The organism is Mesorhizobium sp. Root695 (assembly GCF_001428185.1).
Classification (GTDB): Bacteria; Pseudomonadota; Alphaproteobacteria; order Rhizobiales; family Rhizobiaceae; genus Mesorhizobium.
This window is the reverse complement of record NZ_LMHO01000001.1, coordinates 583,420-601,130: the sequence shown is the minus strand read 5'-3', so window position 1 is coordinate 601,130 and position 17,711 is coordinate 583,420. Positions and strand designations below refer to the sequence as shown.

At 62.9% G+C, this 17,711-nt stretch carries 16 protein-coding genes and 1 pseudogene; 6 read left to right on the top strand and 11 right to left on the bottom strand.

Annotated features, from left to right (window positions below; translation table 11 throughout):
• Positions 1 to 20: 20 nt before the first annotated feature.
• Both dhaK and ASD99_RS02880 read left to right on the top strand, forming a co-directional pair.
• Positions 21 to 1,007, top strand: a complete 987-nt coding sequence (gene dhaK, locus ASD99_RS02885) for a dihydroxyacetone kinase subunit DhaK (protein ID WP_057142629.1) — start codon at positions 21 to 23, stop codon at positions 1,005 to 1,007.
• Between the two features lie 70 nt (positions 1,008 to 1,077).
• Complete coding sequence (locus tag ASD99_RS02880; RefSeq protein WP_057142628.1) at positions 1,078 to 2,100, top strand: nucleotidyltransferase family protein; 1,023 nt, start codon at positions 1,078 to 1,080, stop codon at positions 2,098 to 2,100.
• 7 nt (positions 2,101 to 2,107) lie between these two features.
• On the opposite strand, the gene ASD99_RS02875 is transcribed toward ASD99_RS02880, so the two are convergent.
• From ASD99_RS02875 to ASD99_RS02860, 4 genes are all read right to left on the bottom strand, one after another.
• Positions 2,108 to 3,085, bottom strand: coding sequence for a hypothetical protein (locus ASD99_RS02875; protein WP_057142627.1), 978 nt, complete (start codon positions 3,083 to 3,085; stop codon positions 2,108 to 2,110).
• A complete protein-coding gene (locus ASD99_RS02870) occupies positions 3,082 to 3,516 on the bottom strand; it encodes a lasso peptide biosynthesis B2 protein (protein WP_057142626.1) in 435 nt (144 codons plus the stop codon). The genes ASD99_RS02875 and ASD99_RS02870 overlap by 4 nt, the downstream gene beginning before the upstream one ends.
• A 19-nt stretch (positions 3,517 to 3,535) precedes the next feature.
• Positions 3,536 to 3,820 (bottom strand): PqqD family protein, encoded by a 285-nt coding sequence (locus tag ASD99_RS02865; protein WP_082583128.1) that lies wholly within the window; start codon positions 3,818 to 3,820, stop codon positions 3,536 to 3,538.
• Between the two features lie 414 nt (positions 3,821 to 4,234).
• Positions 4,235 to 5,047, bottom strand: coding sequence for a DUF2259 domain-containing protein (locus ASD99_RS02860; protein WP_244497591.1), 813 nt, complete (start codon positions 5,045 to 5,047; stop codon positions 4,235 to 4,237).
• A 146-nt stretch (positions 5,048 to 5,193) separates the two neighbouring features.
• Here ASD99_RS02860 and ASD99_RS02855 point away from each other — a divergent pair, with 146 nt between their 5' ends.
• Entirely contained in the window at positions 5,194 to 7,101 is a 1,908-nt protein-coding gene (locus ASD99_RS02855; protein WP_057142625.1) for a propionyl-CoA synthetase, read from the top strand.
• Positions 7,102 to 7,279: 178 nt separating this feature from the next.
• On the opposite strand, the gene ASD99_RS34515 is transcribed toward ASD99_RS02855, so the two are convergent.
• The gene (locus ASD99_RS34515) at positions 7,280 to 7,576 is read right to left on the bottom strand and encodes a hypothetical protein (protein WP_244497589.1); all 297 of its coding nucleotides are present in this window, start codon (positions 7,574 to 7,576) and stop codon (positions 7,280 to 7,282) included.
• A gap of 42 nt (positions 7,577 to 7,618) precedes the next feature.
• Between ASD99_RS34515 and ASD99_RS34510 the strand changes: the two genes are divergently transcribed.
• A complete protein-coding gene (locus tag ASD99_RS34510; protein WP_244497588.1) occupies positions 7,619 to 7,861 on the top strand; it encodes a hypothetical protein in 243 nt (80 codons plus the stop codon).
• A complete protein-coding gene (locus ASD99_RS34505) occupies positions 7,861 to 8,262 on the top strand; it encodes a hypothetical protein (protein WP_244497586.1) in 402 nt (133 codons plus the stop codon). Before ASD99_RS34510 ends, ASD99_RS34505 begins: the two co-directional genes overlap by 1 nt.
• A gap of 175 nt (positions 8,263 to 8,437) precedes the next feature.
• Here the strand turns inward: ASD99_RS34505 and ASD99_RS02845 are convergent, their stop codons facing one another.
• From ASD99_RS02845 to ASD99_RS02820, 6 genes are all read right to left on the bottom strand, one after another.
• Complete coding sequence (locus ASD99_RS02845; RefSeq protein ID WP_057142624.1) at positions 8,438 to 10,825, bottom strand: polysaccharide biosynthesis tyrosine autokinase; 2,388 nt, start codon at positions 10,823 to 10,825, stop codon at positions 8,438 to 8,440.
• A gap of 236 nt (positions 10,826 to 11,061) precedes the next feature.
• Positions 11,062 to 11,958, bottom strand: a complete 897-nt coding sequence (locus ASD99_RS02840; protein WP_056589945.1) for a UTP--glucose-1-phosphate uridylyltransferase — start codon at positions 11,956 to 11,958, stop codon at positions 11,062 to 11,064.
• 74 nt (positions 11,959 to 12,032) lie between these two features.
• Entirely contained in the window at positions 12,033 to 13,001 is a 969-nt protein-coding gene (locus ASD99_RS02835) for a glycosyltransferase family 2 protein (RefSeq protein ID WP_056589941.1), read from the bottom strand.
• A complete protein-coding gene (locus ASD99_RS02830) occupies positions 12,991 to 13,941 on the bottom strand; it encodes a glycosyltransferase (protein ID WP_057142623.1) in 951 nt (316 codons plus the stop codon). Before ASD99_RS02830 ends, ASD99_RS02835 begins: the two co-directional genes overlap by 11 nt.
• Positions 13,941 to 14,936, bottom strand: coding sequence for a glycosyltransferase family 2 protein (locus tag ASD99_RS02825; RefSeq protein ID WP_056589936.1), 996 nt, complete (start codon positions 14,934 to 14,936; stop codon positions 13,941 to 13,943). The genes ASD99_RS02830 and ASD99_RS02825 overlap by 1 nt, the downstream gene beginning before the upstream one ends.
• Before the next feature lie 40 nt (positions 14,937 to 14,976).
• Entirely contained in the window at positions 14,977 to 16,149 is a 1,173-nt protein-coding gene (locus ASD99_RS02820) for a glycosyltransferase (RefSeq protein ID WP_057142622.1), read from the bottom strand.
• Positions 16,150 to 16,441: 292 nt separating this feature from the next.
• On the opposite strand from ASD99_RS02820, the pseudogene ASD99_RS02815 reads away from it, so the two are divergent.
• Positions 16,442 to 17,491, top strand: a pseudogene (locus ASD99_RS02815) (polysaccharide pyruvyl transferase family protein); the annotation flags it as partial.
• Positions 17,492 to 17,711 lie beyond the last annotated feature (220 nt).

Genomic DNA, 17,711 nt, shown 5'->3' with positions numbered 1-17,711 from the left:
TATTTCGGGAGGAGACGGCCGTGAAGAAATTCATGAACTCGGTGGATACGGTGCTGACCGAGAGCCTCGACGGTTTCGTGGCCGCCCATGCCGACATCCTCGTGCTTGGCGACGAGCACAAATTCATCCGCCGCAAGGCCTTGCGGCCGGGCAAGGTGGCGCTGATCTCCGGCGGCGGTTCCGGTCACGAGCCACTGCATGGCGGCTTTGTCGGTCACGGCATGCTGGACGCCGCCTGCCCCGGCCAAGTGTTCACCTCGCCAACACCGGACCAGATGCTGGCGGCGGTGCAGGCCGTCGACACCGGTGCAGGCTGCCTGTTCATCGTCAAGAACTATGAAGGCGACGTGATGAATTTCGACATGGCGGCCGAGATGTCGGAAGGCGTCCAGCAGATCGTGACCAATGACGATGTCGCCGTCGAGAATTCTTCTTATACGACGGGCCGGCGCGGCGTCGCAGGCACGCTGGTGGTGGAAAAGATCGTCGGCGCGGCGGCAGAACATGGCCTGGCGCTGGCACCGTTGAAGGCGCTCGGCGACCGCGTCAACGCTGCCACCCGCTCGATGGGCGTAGCGCTGACCAGTTGCACCGTGCCGGCGGCGGGCAAGCCGACTTTCGACATCGGCGACGGCGAGATGGAGTTTGGTGTCGGCATCCATGGTGAGCCCGGACGCCGGCGCGACACGTTGAAAAGCGCGGATGCTATCGCGCAGGAGATCTGCGCCGCGATCCTGGGCGATCTCGGCGACAAGGCGAAAGGCCCGGCGCTGCTGTTCGTCAATGGCTTCGGCGGCACGCCGCTGATGGAACTCTATCTGATGTACAACAGTGCGCGGGCGATTTTCGAGAAGCACGGCGTGACGGTGACCCGTTCACTGGTCGGCTCCTACGTCACCTCGCTCGACATGGCCGGTTGCTCGATCACACTCACCATGCTCGACGACGAGACGACCGCGTTCTGGGACGCGCCGGTACACACGGCGGCCCTACGCTGGGGCATGTAATGCTGGCTTCCACCCCGCTTTTCTGCAACCATCCTAGACAATCCCTTTAGCCGCAACATTGTCTGGGTTGATGCTGCCATCTCTCACCCCTGCGGAAGAAAAGCTGCTGCTGCGCTATGCCGATCCGGAGGCGGCGGCAGTCGAGGAAGATTTGTCGGCAAAGACTTTATCGGCGCTGCTCGACAATGCCGAATTTCACGGCATCCTGCCAATCATGCTACGCAAGCTGCAGCAGCGCGGCGACGCGCATCTGCCAGCGGATGCAGACCTGCACGGCAGGCTGGACGATCTGCGCCAGAAGGGAACGATCGCCACCGGCCAGTCGATGCTGCTGCAGTACCATGGCGACCGCATCATGAAAGGGCTGGCGGCGGACAATGTTCCGGCGCGGATCGTCAAGGGTCCGGTCTTCGCGCGAAAGCTCTACCGCAACGTCGCCGACAGGCCGTTCACCGACATCGACATCCTGGTCGAGCCCACCAACCTTTCGCGGGCAAACCGGGTGATCGCGGCATGCGGCTTCGAGCTTGGCAGCAATGAGGCTGAATCCTACGAGCTGCAGGAGTTCAAATGGCTCGAAAAGGAGAATTCGAGCCTGCTGGTCGAGCTGCATGGCGACCTGGTGCATGACACCGGCATGCGGCGGCGCCTGTCGCTGGGGTTCCGGGAATTGCGCGCGATCGACGGCGAAGCGACAGACACGCCGGCGGCACTTTTGACGATCGCCATCGTGCACGCCGCCGGCGGCCACAAATTCCATCGGCTGCAGCTTTGCGTCGACGTGCTGCAAGGCGTGCGAGCGCTGCAGTCACCCGAAGCGGAAAGACGCCTGTTCGACGCTGCCCGCATGACCGGCATCGAGCTTGAATTGGCTGTTGTGCTCAATGTGACCGGCCAATTGTTCGAGGAGAGCCGCGCGCTTGAGCTCGCCGGCCGGATCAAGCCCGATCTCTCGATACGGCTGGCCAGGCGGTTGATCAACACGAACACGCTGCTTAGCGTCAACTCCAGGGACAAGCTTGGTTCGCGCCTGCGCCGCGACGCCTTCCGGTGGATCCAGCGGCTGGCCAAGGCCAGGCCGCAGATTGCCTGACTTGATTTCAATCCAGAGCGGCGCTGATCAGCGTCGCCGCGTCGGCCGGGCGCGCGCCCACCTCCAATCGGAAGGTCGGCACCGAATTGACCAGCCCGGCGATGGTCGCCAACCGGCGTTTTTGCATCGGCAGCAGCCCGGTCATGCCCGTGCGGACATTGTCCACCGCCAGCGCCACCATTGCGTCGGTCCTGGCCATGGCGACGAGTCGGGTCTGGCTGTCGGCGGAGCGCGCCAGGTGGAGAAGGGCCGCCACCGGCCTGGCGGACGCGTTTTCGACCCGCACGATCCCGGCCAGCCTTTCAAGCGAGGCGGGCTGCTCGCCGTTGCGATCCCACGTCTGGCGAAGGCATGGCGCCACCTGCGGGATCATCTCGGCTGTCTTCCGGTGGATCTTGACGGCGCGCGGCAAGCCCCAGGCCACGACCTTGCCCGACGCGACATTGACGATCATGGCGTCGTCGGAGCAGAGGCCAAAGCCTTGTGTTGCCAGCGCCAGCGACGTCGTGGTCTTGCCGGTTCCGCTCGGGGCATGGATCAGCACCACTGCGTCGCTATCCGGCAACGTCAGGCCCGCGGTGTGAAGCATATGCTGGCCACCGGCGTCGAGCGCGGCGTCCAGGACCAGCATCGAGGGCGTCCACGCGGCTTTCGTACCGGGGCGAACCCGGAGCTCTGCCCAACCCTCCCCGCCATTGATCGCAACCGTCTGACGCCCGGGAAAGACGAGATGGACGGTGCCGCCGTCCTCGATCATCCGGCAGGAGCCATCCTCCGGCACCTCGCCAGCGAAGACGAGCGATCCATGGGGTGTCTCGTCCAGGGTCTCTGTTTCGGTGATCCCGAGACGAAAGTCAGGCTCGACCGGTTCCGCGACACGCAAGCCTGCGAGCATCCTGTCGAGATCCTGCCATAGCTCGGAGCGCTCGGCTGATATGCCGAGGATCTGGCCGTTGAGGCCATAACACGCTGAAGGTCTGGTCAAGTGGGACGCACCTTTTGGGCATTGGCATGGTGACGGTAGATCTCGACCATGCCGGGAAGACTGTCGCTGACCACCGGCCTGCCGTCGAGGCAGACCCAGCAATGCGCCGACATGCGCGGCGCCTGCATCGACTTCGGATCGACGCCGAAACGCAGGTCCGGATCGAAGCCGGCAAGGCGCAGGAAACGATGACCGAGCAGGCCCTCTCTCAGGCACCTGCGGTCGCGCATCAGCCAGGGATGGCGAACGGCGCGGTTGACGGCGGCGACGATGTAGGCGGATGGCAAGCCGCGATAGGGCGTCGACGAGGTGAGCGGCGCCCATTTGAGCACGTCCTCGAAGCTGCGGTTGGCGACCAGGACCGGCATCAGCCGTGCGCTTGCCCAGAGGTGGCAGCGAAACAAAGCGCGCAGGAGAGGACCGTCGGCCATCAGGCGGCACCCTTAGCCATCAAGCACCTGGCGCGGCGAGGATACCTTCCGAGACCAGGTCCGTGGCCAGTGCCGCGATGTCCTGGTCGAGCGTCCCCTTGTCGACCTCGAACTCCTCGCAAAGCAGGTCGACGATCTGGTCGAGGTTGCGCGCGCCGTCCACCTTGTCGAGAAAGGCTTCGGTCGTGCCGTTGCACGTGTAGAGCTGGCCGCTACGCGCCAAAAGCACGACGGCGCCATCGCCGACATGCTGGACCGAAGCGTCTTCCGCCAGCCGCAGAACCGTTTCAGAGGCAATTTCCATCACGAACCCCACCAAGCCATGCAAAACCCAGAATTCAGATAGCGCGGCGAGGGAACCATGTCTATCAGACGACATGGGGGACGCCCGTGCGGCTCGTGCGGCGATGCGTTCCGACAGGCCCTCGCCAAGTCGCGAAAACGGCACGGCTGTCTGTTCCCGGCCGGCATCGTCCCAGAAATAGTCGTCGACGCGAGGTGACAAGCAACTGAACCGATCGGCTGGACTGTTGCTTTTCTTCCCTAGAGTAAGGTAAAACCTGCCTGGGTCTGGGGAGATTGCGTATGCGTTACAATTGGGAACGGGCTCCGACGAGCTTCGAACGTCACAGAAAGGCGCTGGCGACGGCTATTTTGATCGCTGGCGGCATTGGCCTAATGCTTGTGGCCTTGCCGATCTAGTTAAGCTTCGGGCTTGTCAGTGCGGCTGCCCTGTCACGGCAAGGAAGCGGCGATCGCGCCCCTCGAAACCCTGGCTGAAACGCTGCACCAGCACGACGATCACCGTCGGCTTGCCGGCCGGGGTGAATTGGTAGGATTCCGACAGGCTGTAGGAGGTCGGGCAGTTTCTCGAGCCCGGCACGGTCTTGTCCTCGTGCAGGATCTTGAACGGCTTGCCGTCCTGCCCTTGCAACGTCGGCCGGAAGCCGAGCGCCTTGCCAGATGTCTCGCCCTGCTGCGTCGCTGTGAAACTCGCCGAACAATCACTCGTGCTGGCTGCAAGGATCTCGTCGAGGCGGATGGTCGAAATGCCCGTTTCGTCATAGAGCGGCGACAGCCATTTCTGCGACACCCGTTTGAGGCGGGAAATGTCGTTGTAGGCAACCATCTCACCCGGAAAGGTGAACTTGTCGGACACTGTCTGCTCGCCCAGTGAGGCAATGGCATATCTGGCAAGGATGGGCGCCGCCTGTGCCGCGGCCTGGGCTCTCGCCTGCTCCAGCGTCAGCGTCGCCTCTTCCGTTTCGTCGACGATAACGATCGGCTTGCCGCCAACGAACTGATCCGTACGGGTATCGATGACGTCGATCTGCGACCAGCCGGAGTCCGAGGCGCCAGCGTCGAGCGTTCCATATTGCTCGAAGGCGAAATAAGCGCCATCGGGCGAAAAGCCGATGACACGCCGTGCGGCGGCATCGCCAGCCTGAGCGGTTCCAGCGGGGATCGCAAGTGCCGCGCCGATGACCGATGAGAGCGCAAAGCGTCCGATGATCCGCACAGCAGCAAACATCGCCGCTCCAATCCCGTATCGCAAATTCATAGCTGCTTGCCCCCAAGCGCCCGGTCGATGTCATCAGCACAATGGCGTCTATTTGCGGCCAAGGTTAGAGCGCGCTATCTGGAGGGGAGGAAAAATCATTCCTGGGGAGGATACGGATGGCTTCACGCTATCACGAGGTCTACGACGGCTGGAAACGCGACCCGGAACAATTCTGGGCGGACGCGGCCGAGGCGATCGACTGGTATTCGCCCTGGGACAAGGTGTTCGATGCCACGGCCGGTGTCTATGGCCGTTGGTTCACCGGCGCCACCTGCAACACTTGCTACAATGCCGTCGACCGCCACGTCGCCGGCGGGCGCGCCGACCAGATCGCGCTGATCCATGACAGCGCCATCACCGGAACGGTCAAGAAATTCACCTATGCCGAGCTCAAGCGCGAGGTGGTCGCGCTCACCTCGGTGCTGAAGAATCGCGGCATTGGCAAGGGCGACCGCGTCATCATCTACATGCCGATGGTGGCCGAGGCGGCGATCGCCATGCTGGCCTGCGCCCGCATCGGTGCCGTGCATTCGGTGGTCTTCGGCGGCTTTGCCTCGCATGAACTTGCCACCCGCATCGACGACGCCAAGCCGAAGCTGATCATTTCCGCGTCCTGTGGCCTGGAGCCGGGCCGCGTCGTCGCCTACAAGCCGCTGCTCGACAAGGCGATCGAGATCTCCCGCCACAAGCCGGACGCTTGCCTGATCCTGCAGCGCGACCAGTTGCGCTGCGAGTTGAAGGAGCATTTCGACATCGACTACGCCGATGCCGTCGCCCGCGAACGGGCGGCTGGCGCCAATGTCGACTGCGTGCCGGTGCTTGCCACCGACCCGCTCTACATCATCTACACATCGGGTACGACCGGTCAGCCCAAGGGCATCGTGCGCGACAATGGCGGCCACATGGTCGCGCTGAAATGGACGATGGAAAACGAGTTCGGCGTCAAGCCGGGCGAAGTGTTCTGGGCAGCATCCGATGTTGGCTGGGTGGTCGGCCATTCCTACATCGTCTACGGGCCGCTGCTGCATGGCTGCACCAGCATCCTGTTCGAGGGCAAGCCTGTCGGCACGCCGGACGCCGGCACTTACTGGCGGGTGATATCGGAGCATGGCGTCGTCGCCCTTTTCACCGCGCCGACCGCGTTCCGCGCCATCAAGGGGCAGGACCCGAAGGGCGAGTTCATTTCGAAATACGATCTGTCGAAATTCCGCACGCTGTTCCTCGCCGGCGAACGCGCCGACCCGGAAACCATCAAATGGGCGGAGCAGAAGCTGAACGTGCCGGTGGTCGACCATTGGTGGCAGACCGAGACCGGCTCCCCGATGACGATCAATCCCGCCGGGCTTGGCCTGCTGCCGGTGAAATACGGCTCGCCCGGCGTGCCGATGCCCGGCTACGACATCCGCGTGCTCGACGATGGTGGCCACGAAGTGCCGCGCGGCACGCTGGGCAATGTGGTGATCAAGCTGCCGCTGCCAGCCGGCTGCCTGCCGACGCTATGGAATGCCGATGCGCGGTTCCGCCAAGCCTATCTCGACGAGTTCCCCGGCTTCTACAAGACGGCGGATGCCGGCATGGTCGACGAGGACGGCTATCTCTACGTCATGGCCCGCACCGACGACATCATCAATGTCGCCGGGCACCGGCTGTCGACCGGCGCCATGGAGGAGGTGCTTTCCGCCCATCCCGATGTGGCCGAATGCGCGGTCATCGGCATTGCCGACGCCATGAAGGGCCAGGTTCCACTTGGCTTCGTGGTGCTGAACGCGGGTGTGACGCGCGACGTCGGCCTGATCGAGAACGAAGTGGTCGGTCTGGTGCGCGAACGCATCGGCCCGGTCGCCGCCTTCAAGACGGTGGTGACGATCAAGCGCCTGCCCAAGACACGCTCGGGCAAGATCCTGCGCGGCACCATGCAGAAGATCGCCGACAAGGAGGAATGGACCATGCCGGCAACGATCGACGATCCGATCATCCTCGACGAGATCACCGCGGCCCTGAAGGAGCGTGGAATCGACCTTTGAGCCGCTGAAGGATTTGGCTTGTCGAGGTGGCTTTTCTGATCGACGAGCAATCTCTTATTGTGCAACGCAGCAATGCATCCTACAGTTTTTCGCGGGGGCCACCGATAAGGTCGCATGTCTCAGCAGAAGATTACATTTGGCGGGGTCGACATCCTGCGGTTTCCCGCCGCCGTCATGGTCATGGTTTACCACTATGGCTTCTGGGTGTGGGCGTATCCGGACGGCGTTTCGGCGCGCGCCACGAGCGGTATTCCCCAGCAACCGGCAATAGGCGCCTGGGTCGAATCCGGCTCGGCGTCCAGATCTTCTTCGTCATCAGCGGCTTCGTCATCGCCTTCAGCGCCGAAAGGTCGACGCCCTTGCGGTTTTTCGAAGCAAGGGTGAAGCGGCTGGCGCCGGCGGTGTGGATCTGCGCACCGGTCACCGCCGTCGTGCTTTTGATCGTCGGTCTCAGTTGGCCGACGGATTCCGTCATCCGGCTCGTCCGCACCGGCCTGTTCGCCCCTATGCGCCTTGGGTGGACAGCGTCTACTGGACGCTGGGCATCGAGATCGCCTTCTATGCCATCGTCTGGATCCTGCTCAGGCTCGGCCGCTTCCATCAGATAGAAATGGTGGCCGTTGCCATCGGCCTAGTCAGCACGCTGTTCTGGTGCCTGTACTACCCGCTCGACTGGGCCGACCTTGCCGAAACACGCACGCTCGACCTGCTTCTGGTGCATCACGGCGTTTTCTTCGCGACCGGCGTCATGCTTGGCTGATGCGCTTCAAGGCGGTGACCGCCGCTCGCCTTGCCTTCTGCGCCCTGTTCCTGGGCGGCGGCGTGCTGCAGATCCCCAGTTCGGTCGACGTTCATATCCTGAAGGTGGGGCGAGAGATGCCGTTCGCACCGCCGATCCTCATCTTCCTCATCGCCATTGCCTTAATGGCATGGTCACTGCGGCTCGACCTGCCCTGGAGCGGCTGGCGCCGCATCGGGCTGATGACTTATCCGCTCTACCTGCTCCACGATGTCGTCGGCGCGGCCCTGCTCGGCGTCCTGGTCCGCGCCGGGCTGCCGCATCTCGTCTCGATGGTGATCGTCGGCGCGACTGTCCGTGCAGGAGCCCTACTGTCAAGCCTCGGGTTTCCGAACTACTCGACACTGGCCGCCATCCGTTAGCGGACGGGCTGACTGCCGTCAGAATCGCCGACGAGCTGCTCCTGGAGCGGACCGGCTCCCAAGGCATGTCGCGGCTTTGGCGCAACGACATGTCTGAAAACAAAGACTTAAAGCGCGCCGACCCTCATCCCTCGCAATGCGTGGAGAAAAGGGCCTGCTTGGGCAACGGCCGATATCAGACCGGCGCCTTGCCACGCACTTCCGACTTTTCCAGATAGTAGCTCGAGTATTTGTCGAAGAACTTTTCCGAGCCGCCAAATGATCCGTATTTGGCCAGCTTTTTCAGGTCGACCTTGTTCAGCACCGCGCCAACGATCTTGTTGGCGACATAGGGTTCGGATTCCAGCATCGACCTGACCATCGCGCGCGGCGTGCGGCCCCATTCGGTGACGAGCACAAAACCGTCGACCAGCGGCGCGAAGGCCTTGGCGTCGACCACCGGTCCGAGCGGCGGCAGATCGACGACGATGTATTCGAACGTGTCCTTGGCGTTCTCGATGAAGCGCCGCATGCCGGCCGAGGAGAGAAGTTCGCTGGTATGCGAGAAGTGCCCGCGCAGCACCGCCGGGATGATCGCCAGCTTCGTCTGCCTGTCGATCTTGCCGACGGACTGCCAGGTCTGGCCGTTGACCACCGCTTCCATCAAGCCTTGCTCGGCTTCCATGCCAAGCCCTCGGCTGAGGCCGGGATTGCGCAAGTCACCGTCGATCAGCAGCGTCTTGGCGCCGTTGGCGGCAAGCAAGCCGGCGAGATTGGCCGCGACCGTCGACTTGCCCTCGCCGGGAAGCACCGAGATGATGCCGATGACGCGGCTGCCTTGCCCTTCCATGACGACGTCGAAGGCTATCTTGGCGCTGCGCAGCGTTTCGGAGAACATCGAGGCAGGCGAATCGATGCTGACCCGCATGCGCGCTCGTTTTTCCGCGGCCGACAGCGATTTGGCGGTCTTGGCATCCACCTGGGTCTCGCCCGGCTTTTCTTCCTTGCCGAGCTTGCCGCCGATCGACGGCAGATAGCCGAGGAATTTCAGGCCGACGCGGTCGCGTACATCTTCGGCGGTCCTGAAGAAGCGTTCGTTGAACTCGTTCAGGCCGCCGAAGCCGGCGCCCATCAGCATGCCAAGAACCAGTGAAAGTCCGAGCACGACGATTGTGCGTGGGCTTGACGAGGCCATCGGCATCGAAGCGTCCGAGATGATGCGAATCTTGCCAACCGGGAAGGACTGCTGCTGCGCGGCTTCCTCATAGCGGCCGAGGAATGTCTGATAGAGCGTGGTGAGCGCCGTCGCCTGCTGATCGAGTTCACGCAGCTTGACTTGCGTCTGGTTGTCGACGGAACTCTTGCCCTGTGCTGCCGCGACATTGGCCCTGAGCGCGGTCTCGCGCGCCAGCGCCACCTCATATTCGTTGCGATAGCTTTCGGTCAGCTGCTTCAGTTCGCCGAAAATCTGCGTCGATATGTCGGCCTTCTCCTTGGCAAGCGCCACCGCCTGCGGATGCTCGGGGCCGAAATTCGCCTCGACGTCCTGCAGCCGCTTGGCCACCGTTAGATAGCGGGTCTTGAGCGCCGCGATGACCGAGCTGCTCGGCTGGTCGCTCGATATGGCGGCATCCTTGAAGGCGTTGTCGGAGCCGCTGTCGACAATCGTCTTGTACTGCTGGTAGCGGGCGCTGGCACGCGCGGTATCGGCCTGCGCCACGATGAGCTGGGCGTTGAGATCGGAGAGCTGCTTGTCGCTCATCAGCTGGCCATCGCTGTTGGCGGCCAACCCATGTTCGGCCCTGAATTTCTCGACCGCGAGCGATGCCGCCTGCGAGCTCTGGCGCAATTCCGTCAACCGGCCCTGCAGCCAGACCGCCGCCCGCTCGGTGGCGTCAAAGCTGGCATCGAGCTGATCGGCGAGATAGGCATCGGCATAGGCTTTGGTGATCGCATGGGCCAGGGCCGGATCCGTCGCCTGATAACCGAGGTTGATGACGAAGCTTCGCCCGGTGCGCGCCGCCTGGATCTCGTTTTGCAGCTTGAGGATCGCATAGTCGCGACGCGACGTGGCGATCAGCGCGTCGCGGGCTGCCGGGTCGAGCTTGCTGAAGTCAGCACCACCGGACATGGAAGGGCTGGGGCGGACATACTGGATCACGCTGCGGACCAGACCGACGCCCTTCGCCAGAGCCGATACGGGCGGATTCATGAACGCATCGTTCTGGTCGAGCTTCAGTTTGTCGACGACCACGGCGGCAAGCCGCGTCGAGGTCAGGATCTCGATCTGACTCAGGATGGCGGAATCGGTCTGCATGGTTGTCGACGCCGCCGAAATATCATCGACGATCTTGTTCAAGCCTTCGTCGATCAGCACGCTCGCGACCGACTGATATTTGGGCGGCGTTGTCTGCAGATAGAGCAGACCCAGAAAAACACCGATGACAGCACACACGGCAACCACCTTGGCCTGCCGTGCGGCCATGCCAAGCAGCCGCTCGATATCGATGAAGTCTTCACCGTCTCCTGCGTCCGAATTCGGCAATGGCATCCTCTTGTCGAGAGGAAAGTTGGCATAATTCATCTTCGGTCCAATTCTAGAGCCGGTCCCATTCCGATTGATCGCAATGGGCTCTATCTCACTGTTTGAACATGATCTTTTCCGGAAACCGGGACCCACTTTCCGGGATCATGCTTTGGCTTGCAGGCGCCTCGAAGATCGGGAGCATCGCCAGGAGCAACGCAAGCGCCGTGCGAGACGGCGAGGGCTTGGCGGCCCCTCTTCGCCAACCACCCGACAATACTCCCGAAAGATGGGCATTATGCGGCTTCTTCCTGGCGTTCATGCGACCGGACGAACTCCTGAAGCATCTCGAAGACCGGCCCCTTCATGTCGTCGCGCGACAAAGCGAAGGCGATGTTGGCCTGGATGAAACCTTCCTTGGAACCGCAGTCGAACATACGACCCTTGAAAGGCTGGGCGAAGAACGGCTGATCCTTCGACAGACGGACCATGGCGTCCGTCAGCTGGATCTCGTTGCCGGCGCCGCGCTGCTGATTGCCCAGAAGCGCGAAGATTTCGGGCTGCAGGATGTAGCGGCCGTTGATGTAGAAGTTCGACGGCGCGTTGGCCGGCGCCGGCTTTTCGACCATGCCCGTCACCTCGAAACCGCCGCCGATCTCGGCGCCACGGCCGACGATACCGTATTTGTTGGTCTCGCTTGGTTCACAACGCTCGACGGCGATCACATTGCCGCCGGTGCGCTCGTAAAGGTCGACGGTTTCTGCGAGGCATCCTCGCCCGCCGAAGGACACCATGTCCGGCAGCAGCAAGGCGAAGGGCTCGTTGCCGATAACCTCGCGCGCGCACCAGACGGCGTGCCCGAGGCCCTGCGGCGACTGCTGGCGGATGAAGCTGGTGGCGCCGGCCACAGGCAGCATGCTTTCGAGCGCCTCCAACTGGGTCTTCTTGCCGGTCTGCTCCAGCGTTCCGATCAATTCCGGATGCAGGTCGAAATAGTCCTCGATCACCGCTTTGTTGCGACCGGTCACGAACACGATGTGCTCGATGCCCGCCTCGAAGGCCTCGTCCACCGCATATTGCACGACAGGCCTGTCGACCACGGGAAGCATTTCCTTCGGCATCGACTTGGTCGCCGGCAGGAACCGTGTTCCAAGCCCCGCCACCGGTATCACGGCCTTCCTGATTTTCTTCATCGCAAATTCCTTCTGAGGAGATCGACTTCAGTCCATTCACAGGCCACGAAAAATCCCTCCATGTGCCTGCATCTTCACCTCCCCACCCCAACGGCAAACTGTGCCGCCATTCTTCGCAACCGCACCGCGATCGGCATGCCCATATGCCTGACCGCTGCCGGGTCGCTGAGCGCCGTCCGGATCGCCTTGAGCGGGGACCGCGCCTTGATGTGCTGAACCATCGACAGGAACGAGGCGGCCTTGCGCAGGCTGCGGCTGCGCCGGGCAAACGCCGCTTGCGCGGCCTCATCCATCTGATGGGTTTGGGCGAACACGGCATCCGCCTTGCGCATCGCTTCGACGTGGTGAAGCTCGAGCACGCGCGAGATGGAGCCGCTGCGGATATGATAGGCATAGCCGATATCAGGCTCGACGACGCATTTGCCGCCCTTGGCCAGGGCGCAGGCAAACAGGATGTAGTCTTCGCCGATCCTCAGCTTCTCGTCATAGCGAAGCCGGTTCTCGTTCAGGAACTCGCGCCGGAAGATCGGCTTGAGATAGCCGAGATTGAACTTCGATTCGAAGACGACGTTGCCAGCGATGTAGGTGGCCAGGGAAATCTCGCGCAAGCCTTCCAGATAGTGCCGCGGGAACATCGTGTCCTCGACGACACCGTCCTCGCGAATGACCTGCAGATTGTCGATGGCTATCTGGGCACCGGCCGTTTCGGCGCGCGCGATCATCTTGGCGATGCGGTCGGGGAAGACCGCGTCGTCGGAATCGAGAACCGCGATCCATCTGCCACGGGCGGCGTCGAGGCCGGCATTCCTGGCGCCGCCAGGGCCGCGATTGCTGGCCAGGGCGACGACGCGGACGACATCCTGCGGATGGGCCCGCGCCACGTCCAGGGTCGCATCGCGCGACTTATCATCGACGACGATGATTTCGACGCTGACATTTTTCTGGGCGATGGCGCTGGCGATCGCCCGATCGAGGGTCGCCTCGGCGTTGTAGGCGGCAATCACAAAGGAAACATCGGGGACAAAGGAGACGTCAGGCTGCACGCTTGCCTCCTTCCTGTGGCGAAGGCTGGCCGTAAAGGCGGATTTCGCGGATGCCGACGAGGCCGCTGACGACGCCGACATGCATGATGCCGCGCAGCACGCTGCGGTTCCTGCGAACCGGACTGACGACGACCGGAAGTGCCGAGGCGAAGCAATAGATGGCCTTTGCCGACGCCAGGCCGACCTGCTTGACCAGACCGATGCCGCTGGCGGTGCTGCCCAGAAGATGGCCATGCGTCTGCCCGACACGGAAGCGGCGGCGACCGAGCCAGTCGAATGCCGCCCTTGAGCGCGGCACCACCTCGTCGACCCAGGCCTCGGGCGAGAAGGCGATGCGGCCGCCGGCCTTGTACATCTGGTCGAAGAACTCGGTGTCCTCGCCGCCGGTCTGGCCGCGCGCCAGGCTGAAGCGGCGGCCGCGCAGGCTGTCCGATCCCATCCGCAGCAGAACGTTGCAGGTGTAGCCGGTCCGGATCTCACCGCGCACCCAGACGGGTAAGGTCGAGTGGAAATCGCCGCGCCGCATCCAGTCCGGTGCATCCGGGCGATAGCGCGCCCTGACCGGACCGAGCACGGCGGCGGCACCGCTGGCTTCAGCCGTCGCGACCAGCCCGGCGAGCCATGCGGGTGTGGCAGTCTCGTCGTCGTCGATGAAGGCGACGAAATCGGCCATGCTGGCGTCGAGGCAGGCGTTGCGGGCGATCGAGATGTTGCGCGCCGGGGCATGCTGATAGTGGATCGGCACCGTCAATTCCTGCGATAGCGCCGTCACTAGGTCGCTTGCGGTCGGGGTGTCGTCATTGTCGGCGACGATGATGCGGATATCGAATCCCGCCGGCATCTCCATGGCGTCGAGCGAGCGCAGCGTGTCGGCCAGTTCCGACCGGCGGAACGTGCAGACGCCGATGTCGATGCTGCGGTTCTTGGCCTGCGCCGTCATCACGCTACCCCGCGCCGCGACCCGAGGCCGAGAAGCTGCAGCCAGAAGCCGACCGACCAGCCAAGATGCATGACCATAGCCGAGACGCCGGCCAGCGCGACGTCGGCCTTGCGCTGGCGGAGCGCCGTCACCAGTCCGTAGCCCAGGCACACCGATGCCCACAGCAACAATGGCACCGCCGCCAGCCAATGCACGAACGAAAAGGCCGCCAACAGCACGACCGGAAACACCAGCAACGGCACCATCTGCCGGACCTTCGGGATAACGCGGTGCTTCAGCACGTTCTTGGCGCGGCCGCGGCCGTAGCCGAGATACTGGAAATAGAGGCCGCTGAGCGAGGTGCGCGGATAGTAGACCATCTGCGTCTTGCCGCTCATCCAGATCTTGTAGCCGGCCTTGCGGAGGCGATAATCGAGTTCGGCGTCCTCGTTGTGGCTGAACGTCTCGTCATAGCCGCCGACAGCGCCGAAGGCCGATATCCGCATCAGTGCATGATGGCCGTGGTCGATCCACTCTCCCCCGGAAAGGTGCCGATGCTTCGAGCCGCCGGTGCCGAGCTTGGAATTCTGTGCCGCGGCCGCCGCCTTCTGCACGGTGCCGCTGCCGCTGGTAAGCATCGAAACGACAACCGAATCTGCCCCGGTGGCCAATGCTTCCTCGACCAGCCGGTCGCAATAATCGTCGGGATAGCCGCCATGCGCGTCGATCCGGATGAGATAGTCGGCACCCTCGCCAAACGTGCCGACGGCGAGATTGATCGCCGCGCTTTGTATGCGCCGCTTGTTGTGGAGCAGGATAACGCGCTGGTCCTTCGCAATGACGTTCTCGACGATGGCCAACGTGCCGTCGGTGCTGCCGCCATCGGCGACAATGATCCTGGCGCCAAGCCTTGCCGCGGCAGGTCGCAATTGATCGAGCAGCACGCCGATATGGGCGGCTTCGTTCAGGCACGGGATAACGATCAGGCTGGACGAGGGTTTTTTAGTCTGCGTCATCCGCCTCTGTCCATCTTGCCTCTGTCCATCTCTGGCCATCCTATGCCAATGCCTCGGCGGCAAAGGAGCCGGGCACGGCGGTCAGGCTGCGCAGCCGCTCGACAAGCGCCCGGCAATCGCCGCGGTCGTAGCTCCAGGTCCTCGGGTTGCGGGCCAGAACACGCCCCTTCAGCCTGGCGAAGCGATGCTCCTCCATCTTGCCGAGCGCGGCTTCGAGCGCCTCGGGTGACGCATCGGGCAGGAGCACGCCGATATCCTGCTGTTTGAGGAACCGCCCGGTCTCGGTGTTGCCCATCGAGATCGGCACCGCGCCGAAACGGCAGCCTTCATAGAGCCGGTTGGGCAGAAGCCATTCTGAGTTCTGCCCCGCTTCGAAGAAATCGATCGCCCAGGAAAAATGGACGTCGTTATAGATCGCAGCCATGTCCTCCGGGTTGCGGTAGGGCCCGCGAAACGACAGCCATGGTTCAGCTTCGACAAAGCCATTGAAATCCGGGAATTCGGACAAAGCTGGACGGCCGCGCAGCACGATCTCGAAGCGCCCATCCATGCGGCGGGAGAAATCAGCCAGCAGTTCGAGCGAACGGCGGCAGCGCAGCGCGCCGAACCAGCCGATCCGCCATGGCGGGCCGACCGGACTCCCTTCGGCCTCGGGGGCGCCGGGCAAAATCGCCGCGGCCTCGAAATACTTGTTCTCGACCAGCTCGATGGGTGCAGCGACCTGGCCGAAGGGCTCGAAATAATTGGCGATGAAGGCAGGCGAACTGGTCACCAGCAGCTTCACGTCCCTGGCCAGAAAGCGTTCTGTGGCGCGCAGCGCCTTGCCCAGGCCATCGTTGCGAAGCACGAGACGGTGAATGTCGAGGCACTCGTAAACGATCGGGACCGACGCACTGAAGGCCGATCTGGCGCGGCGGGCCAGCGCCAGCATTTCCAGGTTGCGCGCGATGATGAGATCGGGCCTTGGCACGCCGCCAAGCTTCGAGCCTATCGATAGGGCAGCCTTGGCGACCGCCGCGAGGCGTTGGCCGAATCGCCCGTCACGCGTCGCGCCGAGGTCGATCGGCCGCAATCCCTCGACATCCGCGATCGGATTCGTGGTGCGACGGAAGCCGGCCAAGGTGACCTGGGCCCCACCTGCCCTGAGCATCGTGATCCGCCGGCGCACGGCCGGGTCGGAAACGTCGTGCACAAGGTACAAGACATGCAGCATGAAAACTCGACCGCTGTTGGCCCACCCAAAGGAATGCTAGTACAGCTCTTGCTGCATCGCAACATTTTTGCTGCATCGATCGACGTTTTCTGTTGCACTGCAAAATTGATGCGTTAATCTCGGGCCTGCTTGGGTCCACTTGGACCGTGCGTTGGTCACCAGCATGGTGCGGCGCCCTAAATCGTGACGCGGAGCGCATCGGGATCGTCCTGGCGTGCAGCATTTTCGGTCACCATGCCCGTCTGCACCGCTGGCCTGGCCGCGGAATCTGCTGACGAAATGAGGTAATTCCATGAAGATCGTGGTCGAAAACACCGTCTGCCTGAACACCGGGGATGCCGCGATTCTCCTGGCGATCCGGCACATCCTCAAAGCAGTCGCCGGGAGCGACCCGCGGTTCTTCATCTTCGATAGCCAGCCCGACGTCGCGGCGAGGCTCTATTCGAAGAAAGACTATCCGGACCTCGAATTTCACAAGCTGCTATCGGAGTCCATATTCAAGTACCAGCACGGGCGCGGGCTGAAGAACCTGCTCAAGCCCGTCTACAACAAGATTATCCTTCAGGGTCTGCGTTGGTTTGGCAGCAGCGCGCTTGGCACGTTTTTCAGCCGCAGCGATCGTCGCAGCCTCGATATCTACACTGGCGCCGATCTCGTGGTCACGACCGGCGGAACCTATCTCGTCGAGAACTACAATCTCGAACGACGCCTCAATCAGTTCCGGCTTGATGCCATATTTGGCAAGGATCCGGTCTTCTTCACGCAATCCCTCGGCCCGTTCAACAAAAGTTACAACCGCCAGGAGCTTGGCCCGATCTTTGACCGCAGCCCGCTCATCCTGCTGCGCGATGAACGGTCGCGGACCCATATCCAGGATCTGGTGAAGGATCTCGGCAAGTGCCACGTGGTGGCCGATGCCGTATTCGCCCTGGCCGATACCGATAGGATCGGCAAGTCACTCGCTTCCAGCCAGCCGCCGGCGCCGACTGGCCGCGTCGCCATTTCCGTACGTCACTGGAACTACGTCAGCGACGGTGAAGGCGGCATGCGCCGCTATCTCGATTCGATCCGCGAGATCGCGACGATCCTTGTCAGGGACCATGACAAGGAGGTGACCTTCGTCTCCACTTGCCAGGGTGTACCGGAATATGCCCACGACGATTCCAAAACCGCACGGGCAATCGTGGCCGAGCTCGATCCGGAGATCGCCAAGCATGTGACGGTGGACGCTGCGTTTCACACGCCGGACCAGTTGATGGCATTGGTGAAAGGCTTCGACTTCGTGGTCGCCACGCGCATGCACATGATGATCATGTCGCTTTGTGTCGGCACGCCGGTGCTGCCAATCGCCTATGAGTTCAAGACCAAGGAAGTGGCCAAGCGGATCGGTGTCGCCGACGTGGTGCTCGACATCGACACGGTGACGCCTGAGGAAGCGAGGGAAAAGCTCGGTAGATTTGCGGGAAACCTCGACCTCTACCGCCAGACCAGCCTTCAGGCCGTGCTTGAGGAACATGCTTCGGCAATGTCAGCCACAAACCTGCTGGCGCCGTTGATCGACG